The following is a 12837-nucleotide window of genomic DNA, read 5'->3' as shown; positions in this document are numbered from 1 at the left end:
CAACTGTTCCTTACGCACTTCTTGGCGCACACAATTTTTCACCCCCCTTAAAATTAAAACAAAAGGTGGTAAACAAGATGTCAAACACAGATAACTCAACTACAAGCTGGTTTTTGTTGTAGTTAGATAGTTATTTTCTCACTTTCTTTACTTGCTTTAATTAATTCATCAAAATCAGATTCATGTAATTTGTCCTGTATAACTCTGTACTTTTCGTATTCTCCTTCAGCCAGGGCTTTTGCAACTTCAGCACTAACTTTACCGGCATCTTTAAGTACTTCATAATCATTGAATAATAGAAATGCATCCAATTTTTCAGCCCAGTCTTGCATTTTCATCAGCCGATTCTTTTTTGCTTGAAGTTCTGCATAATCTAGATACATCGAAACAATGTGGTTTAGTTCACTTAGTTCTTCTTCAGTTAAGTAATTTTTCGCAATACTTACATCACTCTTGTGAATTTTTTTACCTGGACCATCTTTCCATGTAGTTAGCCCCATATGTGGTTTTTTGTGATCAACCCGAGAACATATCAACTCTGCTGCAGTTAAACCATAAATTGCCCAATATAATTTGTTTTGTACTTTTGCGTAAAATTGTTTTGTTATTTCTGAATTTGGATCGTAATCTGCAGAACATTCGGCATAAATGTCGGTAATCTTCTGGTAAAATCTACGTTCGGATGCTCGTATTTCCCTGATTTTTTCAAGTAATTCATTGAAGTAGTCTTTGCCAAACTTTTTCCCGTTTTTTAGTCGTTTACTATCTAAAGCAAATCCTTTGATAATAAAATCCTTCAAAACTTTTGTAGCCCATACTCTGAATAATGTTGCTTTTTTAGAATTAACTCGATAACCAACAGCTATAATTGTATCTAAATTGTAAAGTTGTGTTGGGTAATTTTTACCGTCTGCAGCGGTTACCTCAAAAGTGGAAACAACTTCTTTTTCCTGTAATTCACCAGATTCAAATATGTTCTTGATATGCTTACTAATAGCTGGCAGTTGTACATCAAATAATTCAGCCATCCTTTTTTGCGTAAGCCAAAGATTTTCATCTCTGCATAAAACTTCAATTTCTATATTTCCACCTGGAGTAGTATAAAATACAATCTTATTCTCATCCATTATCTATCTCCTATAACTTACAAACAAACCATTGATCATCAATAGGAATTTAACCAATTAATTGTCTCTACTGCAACTAAATTCTTTAAAACGTCTTTAGAGGGCTATTATAACTTATTAATGAGCTGGATAGAGGGGAATATCTGTTTTATCAAAAATTCATGTGACCTCTTCTCAGCTCCAGTAAACAGTTATTTCCAAAATGGAAACAACTCAAATAGTAAGGTGTCTAGGAGGTCGGACTTCCGTTTAGCGGGTTCTTAAAGTTTAGGCTCTCTTTAATTTCTGAGCTGCATTCAAATTATTTTAACTTTTTTTCAGAAAATCCCGGAAAAAGTGGTGAGAAATCCGGAGTATAGGGGCATTGAGTGTAGATGTGCTTCAAACACAAAAGTCGGCAAATAAACAGAGTAGAAAAGATTGAAGGAAGCAAAAGAAATTTAGGCTTTTGGTAAGTTACGTAATTGAGAATTTGTATTTTTTTAGATGAGGTAAAAACTTTGTTTTAAGGCTAGATGCAACTTTAGGGTACAAATACTACTATTACCAAAGAACGCATATAATACCCCTTAGAACTCGAATAAATGGCATTCTTAGCAATTCTATTACTGTATAGCAAACTCACAGGTGAGTTTAGCACGTTTTTTACGCTTTGCAAAGAAAAATTAAAAAAAAGTGAACAGTTTTTGTAAAATCGGTGAATATATATAATACCAAGTCCTAACTAAGGTAGGTAGCATAAGATTCTTGTCATTGGCCAACAAAAACCCATTCATAGCGTATTTTGAAGGAACCAGACGATATTTAGCGCTACTTATAGTTTTAAATAATAGCAAATGTCAATCCTCACACTCGACCTCGGCAAACAAACCGGCTGGGCAATTCTAACAGATGGAATAATTGAAAGTGGGAGCAAAAGCTTTCATGGTAGTCGTTTCAGCGGAGGTGGAATGTGTTTCTTAAACTTTTGCAATTGGCTCAATTCTTTGAAAGACATTTCTGCAGTGTACTTTGAGGAGGTGAGAAGACATTTAGGAACTGATGCAGCCCATTGCTACGGTGGGTTTCTTGCAGTGCTGTCTGCTTGGTGTGAAGAGAACAATATTCCCTACCAAGGTGTTAATGTTAAAACTATAAAACGCTTTATAGCAGGCAAAGGCAATGCAAGTAAGAGTGAAGTTATTGAAGCGATACGTGAAAAAAGTTTTTCACCTAGAGATGATAATGAGGCCGATGCTTTGGCATTAATGTTCTATATTAGTAAAGATATTAATAAGACGAAAAATCCATAAAAAGTGGGTCCTTTCAGCCAGAATGGCGGATTTGGTGGGTTCAACCCCAGGCCTTCTTTAGCGTCAGAGATATTTTGAATATTAACTTTTTAATTATTAAGGATTTAAATTATATGAATTTAGCAATCCACTACTATCCTGTTGAAAACCTCGTCGAATATAAGCGTAATCCTCGTAAAAATGATGATGTAGTAAATAGAATGTGTGCTTCAATCAGGGAATTTGGCTTTCGTATACCAATAGTTGCAAAAAGCGATGGAACTGTGGTTGATGGTCATTTAAGACTTAAAGCAGCAAGAAAACTTGGTATGGAGAGTATTCCAGTGGTCTTAAGTGATAATTTAAATGAACCACAAACTAAAGCTTTTCGGTTACTGGCAAATCAATCAGCTAACTGGGCAAAGTGGGACGATGAGCTTTTGAAAGTGGAAATTCAAGAGTTAGAAGATTTGCAGTTTGATCTTAAAATGACTGGATTTGAATTGGAAAAAGTTCAACGTTTTCTCGATGATTTTGATGGAAAAGAAGAAGTAGAAAGAGGAGTTTTGGAGTTAATTGATAAAAAGGTAGAAATAGCAAAACCAGGGGATTTATGGATTTTAGGTGATCATAGAATCTATTGCGGTGATAGCTGCGTAGTTGAATCATTTAAAGCAGTATTAGATGATAAAATGGCAGATATTACTGTTTGTGATCCTCCATATAACGTTGATTATGGTAGTAGCCAGGAGAGAGAAGATAAAAAAATATTGAATGATAATCAAGGTGAAAAGTATGAGCTTTTTCTCTACGACATCTGTTCCAATATTTTAGCATATACGAAAGGAGCAATTTACATCTGCATATCATCATCAGAGTTTTCAACGCTGCAAAAAGCATTTGAGGAAGCAGGAGGAAAATGGTCAACATTTATCATTTGGGCAAAGAATCATTTTACGCTAGGCAGGTCTGATTATCAAAGACAATACGAAGCAATGCTCTATGGATGGAAAAGCGGCAATAAACGTGAGTGGCATGGAGGTAGAAATCAAAGTGATCTATGGTTTTATGATAAGCCAATACATAACTCACTGCACCCAACAATGAAGCCAGTAGAGCTAATGGAGAAAGCAATAGTTAATAGCAGCAGACCTGGGGATACTGTACTTGATCCATTTAGCGGTTCTGGCAGCACACTGATTGCATGTGAGAGAACAGGAAGAATTTGCAGAACAATAGAGCTAGATTCAAAATTTGTAGATGTAGCGATAAAACGTTGGCAAGTATACACAGGTAGGGAAGCAATTCTTTCTGGTACTGGCAAAACTTTTGCACAAATTCAAGAAGAAAAACAGCAATAAAGGGGCAAAAGAAGTGGAAAAGATCACACAAACGGAATGGGCAAGAGAGATAGGAGTTTCAAAGCAATATGTCTGTTATTTAGTAAAAAAAGGAATAATTGAGTTGGAGAATGGTTTGGTAAATAGAGAACAAGCAAATGAAGCAGTAGCGGCAATAAGAGATCCAAGTCAGCCACTTAGGAGGAAAAATCCAGAAAACGAAAATACAAGTAACCTTTCCACGATGTTGCTAAAAACTCGAATAAAAAATGAAATGGAACGAGGTAAACTTCTTGAGGCGAAAGCTAAGGCTGAGATTGGTGAACTTGTAGCAGTAGAGGAAGTAAAGCGCGATGCATTTAATGTAGCAAGAGTTGTACGTAATAATTTGCTTAATATTCCAAATAGAGTTTCAGCACTGCTTGCATCACTGAGTGACACTGAAAAGATTCATATGGCGCTAACCGAAGAGATTACAAACTCATTACAAGAATTATCTAATATTAAGTTTTAAATAATGTCTGCTAACTTAAGTTTAGAATTAATAAAGTGTCTTATTAATCAACCAGGAGTGGATGTAAATGTTAGAGGATTAAATGGGAAAACCCCACTACATTATGCAGTAGAAATTAACGAGCTTAGTATGGTTGCTCTCTTACTAAATAGGAAAAATATTAATCCACTGATCACTGATGATAATGGTAAAAGTGCGCTGGATTGTGCAAGAGAAGAGATATTACAAGCACTAATCAATCACAAATATGGATTGGAGAAAGATAGCTTACTTCACTTAGCTGCGATGTTGAATGAAGCAAATGCTGTAAGGTTTTTACTCGACAAAGGGACTAATGTTAATGAGCAGAATGCTTTACTACATACACCGTTACACTTAGCGGCAGGAGCTGGGCATGAACAAATAGTAGAAATTTTAATTAGAGAAGGAAATGCGGACAAAGATGTTCTTGATGCGAGAAATCATGCAGCAATTCATTATGCAGTAAACAACAAGAAGCTAGGAGTAGTAAAATTACTTTCAAATCTTGGTGCGAATGTTAATGTAGTTGGCAGCGGCAGAAATGCAATGAAATTATCTTCTTTGCACGTAGCTATAAGTAGTAGTAATTACGACGAAAGGGACTTATGTTTAGATATTGTAAGATGCTTAATAAATGTTCCTAATGCTGGGGTTAACTTACAAGATTATGAAAATAAAACGCCACTACATTATGCTGAAAGGCTGAAAACAATAGAAGTTTTACTAACGCGAGAAGATATAGATCCTTTAATTAAGGATGATAATGGCAAGACACCATTTTGTTATGCAAAAGAAGCAAATAGATTAGATATAGTAAAGATTTTAGCAAGTAATAGATACGGAGCTGATAAAAACAGTTTGCTTCATTTAGCTGCCAGAAAAGGATATGAAGACCTAATAGACGGTATTCTTGGTGAAGGAGTTGAAATAGATGCTGTAGATGAGAGTGGAAAAACGGGAATTTATGTTGCTGTAAAGCATGGTCACTTTAACGTAGTAAAGTTGTTGCTAAAGAGAGGAGCAGATGCCACGGATGTTTTTCAGTATGCAATAATAACGAACAACGCAAAATTAATAAAATTACTGAGCAAAGAGAAGGAAATAGTGTTATTTGGAAGACAGAAGAACTTTCCAACATTTCATTTATTGAGCAATAAATATTTTGAAGAAAGGAAAATAGCAGACAAAAAAATAAAGAAATATATCAATATCGTCTGTGTTTCTATAACAGTATGTGCAATAGTGATAGTGGGAATTTACCCTAACATTATAGCTGCGGTAATGGTGGGAATAGTTGCGCTCATAGCTGCAATAGCAATGAGTAATTTAACTCAGAAGTACATAGAAGAAGCACTTGAAAAGAAAATGTTTATTGAACTCGAAAGTGAGAAAACAAGTGAGTGCAGTTCTATTTTAAGTGATGTTGAGGTATCATCTAATGATGGTGAAGAGCTAGCGATATGATATATGCTACATCTTTTTCTGAAGGTTTAAAGCCAGATCCACTACTTAAAGTGTCAGAGTGGGCGAATGAGTATCGAGTTTTAGCGCCAACTGCAGCATCAGAGCCAGGTAAATGGAGAACAGAAAGAACTCCTTATTTAAAAGAAATCATGGATTCACTTTCTCCGTCCTCACCAGCAGAAAAAGTAGTATTCATGAAAGGAGCGCAGATTGGAGGAACAGAAGCTGGTAACAATTGGATAGGCTATATTATAGATCAGACTCCTGGTCCAATGTTAGTTGTGCAGCCAACAGTTGAAATGGGAAAGCGTTGGTCAAAAGGAAGATTTGCGCCGTTAATAGAGAGTACGCCATGTTTAAAGAGTAAAGTAAAAGACCCAAGGTCAAGAGACTCAGGCAATACTGTACAAAGTAAGGAATTTCCAGGTGGAATAGTAGTAATAACCGGAGCAAATAGCAGTGTAGCACTGAGATCTATGCCAGTAAAATATCTCTTTCTTGATGAAATAGACGCCTATCCAGGAGATTCAGGTGGTGAAGGAGATCCAGTGCTGCTCAGTATTGCTCGAACTAATACATTTGCACGGCGAAAGATTTTTTTAGTATCAACACCAACGATTCATGGAATAAGCAGAATTGAGAAAGAATTTGAAGCAACAGATAAGCAGTACTTTTTTGTACCATGTCCGTATTGTAATTACTATCAAGTTCTAAAATGGTCACAAATTAAATGGGAAAACAACGACTCAAGAACAGCACATTATGTCTGCACTGAATGTAGCGGCAAAATAGAAAATCATCAAAAGACAGAGATGCTTGAGCGTGGAGAATGGAGACCTACTAATAGAGTAAAAGGTGAGAAAAAAGGATTTCATCTTTCAAGTCTTTATAGTCCAGTAGGCTGGTATAGCTGGACTCAAGCAGTAGAAGATTTTCTTCATGCAAAAGAAAGTGAACAATTACTAAAAGTATGGATAAATACTACGCTTGGAGAAACCTGGGTAGACAAAGGAGAAGTACCAGATTGGAAGCAATTATTTAACAGGAGAGAATTTTTTCCCGTAGGCACAGTACCTAGGAGAGAAGTGGTGCTTACTGCAGGAGTAGATGTCCAAAAAGATCGTTTAGAAGTAGAAGTTGTAGCATGGGGAAAAAGCCGCGAAAGTTGGTCAATAGAATACCGAGTATTTGAAGGTGATACTGGAAGAGGAGAAGTATGGGGAAAACTCTCTGAGCTCTTAAATCATCATTTTATCGGTGAAAATGGTCTTGAATACATGATAAGTATGATGGCGGTTGATGCTGGGTATGCGACACAAGAAGTATACAATTGGGTAAGAGGTCATCAAGGCTCTGGAAGAGTAATGGCAGTGAAAGGTGTAAATAAAGCTCTAGTACCACTTAGCAGCCCAAGTAGAGTAGATATAACAGTTGGTGGTCAAAAGCTAAAAAGAGGAATAAAGCTCTGGCCAGTGGGAGTATCGATTTTAAAGTCAGAACTTTTTCAATTACTTAATGTTTTAAAGGACGGTGAAGAAGCTCCAGCAGGATACTGTCATTTTCCCGAGTATGCACCTGAATATTTTAAGCAGCTAACGGCAGAGCAATTAGTCAGCAAAGTAGTAAAAGGTTATACCAAACAAGAGTGGCAAAAGGTAAGAGAAAGAAATGAAGTATTAGACTGTAGGATTTATGCAAGAGCAGCATCTATTGCGCTTGGAATCGATCGTTGGCCAGAGAGTAAATGGAATAGTTTAAGTGAAAAACCAGAAAGTAAAAAATCAAAGAAAATAGTGAAAAGCAAATGGATCAGCGAGTAGTAAATGTATAACGAAGATTATCTAATTCAAGTCGAAGAAGCGATAAAGAAACTACAAAACGGAGAGCGAGTAGTATCAATTGCATATGGTGACCATGTTGTAAGATATGCTGAAGTAGATATAAATGATTTACTAAGCTTAAGACAACGTATTAAGGCTGAATTGAAAATTGCAGGTATGAAGCCAAAGAGAAAAATTGTTTTTTCAACAAATAAAGGGGTTGACAAAATTATGTAAAAATGTTATAGTTTAGAGTTGATATCTTACAGTGAATAATATGGATCAAAGTCAAGGAAGGCTTAATGTTAATGTAAATTTTGAGGGGGAATTTGCTCAGTATCTTACAGAAATGGCAAAAGTTCAAAATAGAACTATTGAAGAAATTGTAAAAGATCTAGTAGAAGAAGAACTTGAGGTAAGTAAACTATCTGAAGGTGACGAAATGGATGAAGGAGAAATAGCTCTACTTGAACTTGCTGCTAAACGTAATGTTCCTGGAGCAAAAATAATTAGACATGAAGATATCAAGTGGGAATAATTTACCAAATTGGTTATTTAGAAGGTGTAGATACCGAAGATCTTCCTTCTCTTCCGAAAACAATACGGTTAAGGGTGCAAAAAGCTATAGAAAAACGTCTCACAATTATTCCTGATAAAGTAGGTGAGGCTTTATCGCATAAATGGGTAGGCTACTTTAGGTTGCGTGTTGGCGATTATCGAGTCATATACTTAATAGATAACTCAGAGCACATGGTCAAAATTGCAGCAATAGGACATCGAAAAGAAATTTATAAACGTAGTCCAGAGTAATGACTCTCTACATACAATCTGTTGACCAAATTCTCTAGCAACTTGCTATAATTTTTCAATGTCAAATTGTGCAACAACTTGTTGCATAATCAAAGAGGCAAAATGTTATTAAAATCATTCAAACAACTATTTAACAAACCAAAGATAAAAAGCTCAGCCTGGGATGCTGCAGGCTCAGGAAGAAGATTTTTTCACTTTCAACCAGAGTTAGGAAGTATAAACAATTTGCTGTCTCAAAACCTTGAAACTTTACGTAGTAGATCACGTGATATGGTGAGAAAAAATCCATATGCAGCAAATATTATTGATACAATAGTAAGTAACTCTATTGGAACAGGAATAAAACCGCAATCAAAAGCAAGGGATGGGGAATTTCGAAAGAGGGTGCAAGAATTATGGCTAAGATGGACAGATGAAGCAGACAGTAACGGAGTAAGTGATTTTTATGGATTACAAGCTCTAGTATGCAGAAGTATGATAGAGGGAGGAGAATGTTTTGTACGTTTAAGAACGAGAAAGCTGGAAGATAGATTTTCTGTGCCATTACAACTGCAAGTACTTGAGTCTGAACATTTAGATAATAAAACAAATCAAACTTTAGGAAATGGTAATGTAATAAGAAACGGGATTGAGTTTAACAAGCTTGGGCAAAGAGAAGCATATTACCTATTTAAAGAACACCCTGGTGAAGGCTCATTTGGTGAATCAGTGAGAGTGCCAGCAAATGATGTTTTACATATTTATAGACCATTAAGACCTGGGCAAATTAGAGGAGAGCCATGGCTTTCGAGTATACTGCTAAAGCTCTATGAACTTGATCAATATGATGATGCAGAATTAGTGAGAAAAAAGACAGCAGCGATGTTTGCAGGGTTTATTACAAGGCTCGATCCTGAAGCAAATATTTTAGGAGAAGGTGAAAGTAATGAGCAAGGAGTAGCACTATCAGGTTTAGAGCCAGGAACAATGCAGCTTTTAGACCCAGGAGAAGACATAAAATTTTCAGAGCCATCTGATGTAGGAGGAAGTTATGAAGCATTCATGAGACAGCAGCTGAGGGCAATAGCAATAGGCACAGGGATAACATATGAGCAACTAACAGGAGATTTAACGGGCGTTAATTATTCATCCATTCGAGCAGGATTAATAGAGTTTCGTCGTAGATGTGCTATGCTGCAACACAACATTATGGTATTTCAATTTTGCAGACCAGTATGGAGTAGATGGCTAGAATTAGCAGTACTCTGTGGAGAACTGAGTATAGATAAAAAAGTAGCAAAAGCAGCGAAAGAAGAAGTAAAATGGATACCACAGGGATTTGATTGGGTGGATCCTTTAAAAGACCAGCAAGCACAACAAATGGCAGTAAGAAATGGATTTAAGAGTCGATCAGAAGTGGTTTCAGAGCTAGGTTATGATGTAGAAGAAATAGACCAAGAAATTGCAGAAGATCAAAGACGTGCTAGTTCCTTGGGTTTAAGTTTTGATTCCGACGTTACTACTAATCAAGAGATAATATGAAAAACCAAGCGATATGGCTAAACAGATGTGTAATGGTAGAACCAAGGAGTTTTGAATTACTGTCACTACAAACAGGAAAGCAGCCTATCTTTAAAAATATAAAACATGCGGTAAGAAATAGTGAAAGAGGAATAATACCAATACATGGAATCTTGACGAAAAAGTCAGAAGTTTTTGATGATGTATTGGGGATGACATCGTATGAGAAGATAAGTGAAGAGATAGAAGAAGCTTTAATAGATAAAGAAGTAGAAACAATAATTTTGGACATAGACAGCCCCGGAGGAGAAGTAAACGGTTTATTCGACCTTTCCGACTTTATTTACCAAGCAAGGAGAAAAAAGAGGATTGTGGCAATAGCAAATGATGATGCGTATTCTGCGGCGTATGCAATTGCATCAAGTGCTGAAAAAGTATTGGTAACTAGAACTTCAGGAGTTGGAAGCATAGGAGTAATAGCAAGTCATATAGATCAAAGTGGGTTTGATGAAAAACAGGGAATAAAATATACGACAGTATTTGCAGGAAGTAGAAAAAATGATTTAAATCCACATGAGCCAATAACTTCTGAGAGTTTAGAAAGCCTAAAAAGCGAAGTGAATCGTTTATATGGAATGCTGGTTGAGCTAATAGCACGCAATAGAAACCTTTCTGTAGAGGCAATAAAATCAACAGAAGCAGGGCTATATTTTGGCGAGAAAGCAGTAGAAATAGGTCTTGCAGATGGAATTACAATTCTTTCAGAGTTTAAATCTATTAATAAAAAAGGGGATATTACTATGAATGAAAAAACTACAAATGACCTAGAAACTGACAATTTAACTAAGTATCGTACTGAAGTTCTTGAATTAATACGTTTATGTAACTTATCACGAATGCCAGAAAAGATAGGAGAATTTATTGAGCAAAGCGTAAGTGTTGAGCAAGCCAGGGAAGTTTTAATGGAGTTACTTGCAGAGCGAACGAAGAAGACAGAAATACTAAGTGCAATACCACAGAATTCAGGAGAAGAGTTGATGATGCAGGTAGCGAAAAGTCGTGCGCAATCAAACATTTAAAGTATGTGTATAACCGCCGTGTATAACAACCACAAATATGGCGGTAAAAAAATAAAAAAAGGAGAGAAAAAGACATGATAAGTATAACTGAAGGAAATAATTTAGGCGATCTTCTGAAATATGAAGTGTCCAACCTATATTCAAGAGATCAAATAACAGTAGCCAAGGGACAAAATCTAAAGCTGGGAAAAGTAGTTGGTTATGATACTAAAGATGGTTTTATTAAAGCTTTAAATCCAACTGCCACAGATGGGACACAAACGGCTATAGGAGTGATAGCAAGCGATGTAAACGCAAAGGAAAATAGTAAAGGAGTAATTATTGCTCGTGGTGCAATACTAGCAGATCATGCAGTTGTATGGCCAGCAAATATCATTGAAGAGCAGAAAACTGCAGCAATAAAGCACCTTGAAGGACGAGGGATCATTATCCGCAAGGGAGCTTAAAAAAACTATTAAAAATACAAAAGGGGGAAAAGAAAAAATGCAAAATCCATTTACAAATACAGCATTTAGCATGACGGCACTAACAAATGCGATAAATATATTGCCGATAAATTATGGACGAGTTGAAAATTTAAATTTGTTTCCAAGTAGGTCAGTAAGATTTAGACATATTACTATAGAGGAGCAAAATGGAGTATTAAGTTTACTACCAACGCAGTTACCAGGAGCACCAGCAACAGTAGGAAAACGTGGAAAACGAAAAATAAGAACTTTTACCATTCCACATATACCACATGATGACGTAGTGTTGCCTGAGGAAGTACAGGGAATAAGGGCATTTGGGTCAGAAAGTGAACTGAAAGCATTGGCAGATGTAATAACTGATCATTTGCAGCTAATGAGAAATAAACACGCAATAACGTTAGAACATTTGAGAATGGGAGCGCTGAAGGGAATCATTCTTGATGCTGATGGGTCGGAGTTATTAAACCTTTACAACGAATTTGAAATTACACCAAAAGTAGTAAATTTTGCATTGGGGACTGCGACAACCGATGTAAAGCGTAAGTGTCTGGAAGTATTGCGCCATGTTGAGGACAATTTAAGTGGTGAATATATGACGGGGATTCATGCACTGGTAAGTCCAGAGTTTTTTGATGCACTAATTTCGCATAGTAAAGTGAAAGAGGCATATGAAAGATGGCAAGAAGGAGCAGCGCTGAGGAATGACATGAGATCAGGATTTACGTTCTGTGGAATAACATTTGAAGAGTATAGAGGGCAAGCAACCGACCCTGAAGGAACCGTAAGAAGATTTATAGAAAGAGAAAGTGGAAACTGTTTTCCACTAGGAACAGCGAGCACATTTACAACGTATTTTGCACCAGCAGACTTTAATGAGACAGTAAATACTCTTGGACAGCCACTTTACGCGAAACAAGAGCCAAGAAGATTTGATAGAGGGACCGATTTACATACTCAGTCAAATTCTCTGCCAATGTGCCATAGACCGGGAGTATTAGTAAAAGTCGTTGTAACATAACAACACAGGTAGAGCAACTATAAAGTGGTGAGGCAGAAGAATGCTTTACCTGTGTGCCCCTTCTTAGCATGTAAAGGTTAGTATATAGCAGAAAAATATGCAAGAAAATATTAAGAGATTATTGCAAGATTGTTTTGCCCATTTAGGAAAAGTAGCTTTGTATGAATCAAAGGATAAGTCATATATGGTACAAGTACTAAAGCAACAGCCAGATAAATTATACGAGATTGGTGAAGGACAATTTGTAGGAGAAATTTTATTGTTGGAAGTAAGTGTGTTTGATGTATTAAAGCCAATGGTAGGAGATACTTTTTCCATAGGTAGTTGTAGATACAGAGTACACACACCACCACTTAGAGATAATTCAGGAATGGTATGGAAAATTCAAGCATCGGGGGTGTAA

Annotated in this window: 14 protein-coding genes; 13 read left to right on the top strand and 1 reads right to left on the bottom strand. The window is 36.3% G+C overall.

Annotated elements, in window-relative coordinates; genetic code table 11:
• Positions 1 to 122: 122 nt before the first annotated feature.
• Positions 123 to 1127: a virulence RhuM family protein gene (locus EA652_RS02955; RefSeq protein ID WP_006280269.1), complete on the bottom strand. Its 1005-nt coding sequence runs from the start codon at positions 1125 to 1127 to the stop codon at positions 123 to 125.
• A gap of 836 nt (positions 1128 to 1963) precedes the next feature.
• Here EA652_RS02955 and EA652_RS02950 point away from each other — a divergent pair.
• The 13 genes from EA652_RS02950 (at position 1964) to EA652_RS02890 (ending at position 12837) form a co-directional block, all read left to right on the top strand.
• Positions 1964 to 2419 carry a crossover junction endodeoxyribonuclease RuvC gene (locus tag EA652_RS02950; RefSeq protein ID WP_012673199.1) on the top strand — a complete coding sequence of 152 codons (456 nt, stop codon included), beginning with the start codon at positions 1964 to 1966 and terminating at the stop codon, positions 2417 to 2419.
• Positions 2420 to 2532: 113 nt separating this feature from the next.
• Positions 2533 to 3759, top strand: a complete 1227-nt coding sequence (locus EA652_RS02945; protein WP_006280179.1) for a DNA modification methylase — start codon at positions 2533 to 2535, stop codon at positions 3757 to 3759.
• 13 nt (positions 3760 to 3772) lie between these two features.
• On the top strand, positions 3773 to 4252 hold the full coding sequence (locus EA652_RS02940) for a hypothetical protein (RefSeq protein WP_006280180.1): 480 nt from the start codon (positions 3773 to 3775) through the stop codon (positions 4250 to 4252).
• A 3-nt stretch (positions 4253 to 4255) separates the two neighbouring features.
• Positions 4256 to 5737 carry an ankyrin repeat domain-containing protein gene (locus tag EA652_RS02935; RefSeq protein ID WP_010082188.1) on the top strand — a complete coding sequence of 494 codons (1482 nt, stop codon included), beginning with the start codon at positions 4256 to 4258 and terminating at the stop codon, positions 5735 to 5737.
• A complete protein-coding gene (locus EA652_RS02930) occupies positions 5734 to 7557 on the top strand; it encodes a phage terminase large subunit family protein (RefSeq protein WP_012673198.1) in 1824 nt (607 codons plus the stop codon). The genes EA652_RS02935 and EA652_RS02930 overlap by 4 nt, the downstream gene beginning before the upstream one ends.
• Before the next feature lie 3 nt (positions 7558 to 7560).
• Positions 7561 to 7794, top strand: coding sequence for a gpW family head-tail joining protein (locus EA652_RS02925; RefSeq protein WP_010962704.1), 234 nt, complete (start codon positions 7561 to 7563; stop codon positions 7792 to 7794).
• Positions 7795 to 7834: 40 nt separating this feature from the next.
• Positions 7835 to 8095 (top strand): hypothetical protein, encoded by a 261-nt coding sequence (locus tag EA652_RS02920; RefSeq protein WP_012673197.1) that lies wholly within the window; start codon positions 7835 to 7837, stop codon positions 8093 to 8095.
• Positions 8086 to 8367: a type II toxin-antitoxin system RelE family toxin gene (locus tag EA652_RS02915; protein WP_010962706.1), complete on the top strand. Its 282-nt coding sequence runs from the start codon at positions 8086 to 8088 to the stop codon at positions 8365 to 8367. Before EA652_RS02920 ends, EA652_RS02915 begins: the two co-directional genes overlap by 10 nt.
• Positions 8368 to 8469: 102 nt before the next feature.
• Positions 8470 to 9888, top strand: coding sequence for a phage portal protein (locus tag EA652_RS02910; RefSeq protein ID WP_012673196.1), 1419 nt, complete (start codon positions 8470 to 8472; stop codon positions 9886 to 9888).
• Positions 9885 to 10946, top strand: coding sequence for a S49 family peptidase (locus tag EA652_RS02905; protein ID WP_006280203.1), 1062 nt, complete (start codon positions 9885 to 9887; stop codon positions 10944 to 10946). Before EA652_RS02910 ends, EA652_RS02905 begins: the two co-directional genes overlap by 4 nt.
• A 74-nt stretch (positions 10947 to 11020) precedes the next feature.
• Positions 11021 to 11392, top strand: a complete 372-nt coding sequence (locus tag EA652_RS02900; protein ID WP_010082142.1) for a head decoration protein — start codon at positions 11021 to 11023, stop codon at positions 11390 to 11392.
• Between the two features lie 37 nt (positions 11393 to 11429).
• Complete coding sequence (locus EA652_RS02895; protein ID WP_006280204.1) at positions 11430 to 12434, top strand: major capsid protein; 1005 nt, start codon at positions 11430 to 11432, stop codon at positions 12432 to 12434.
• A 97-nt stretch (positions 12435 to 12531) separates the two neighbouring features.
• Positions 12532 to 12837 carry a head-tail joining protein gene (locus EA652_RS02890; protein ID WP_007550857.1) on the top strand — a complete coding sequence of 102 codons (306 nt, stop codon included), beginning with the start codon at positions 12532 to 12534 and terminating at the stop codon, positions 12835 to 12837.

Origin of the sequence: Wolbachia endosymbiont of Drosophila ananassae (assembly GCF_008033215.1) — a bacterium.
Lineage (GTDB): Bacteria > Pseudomonadota > Alphaproteobacteria > Rickettsiales > Anaplasmataceae > Wolbachia > Wolbachia pipientis.
This window is presented reverse-complemented; position numbering and strand designations above follow the sequence as displayed.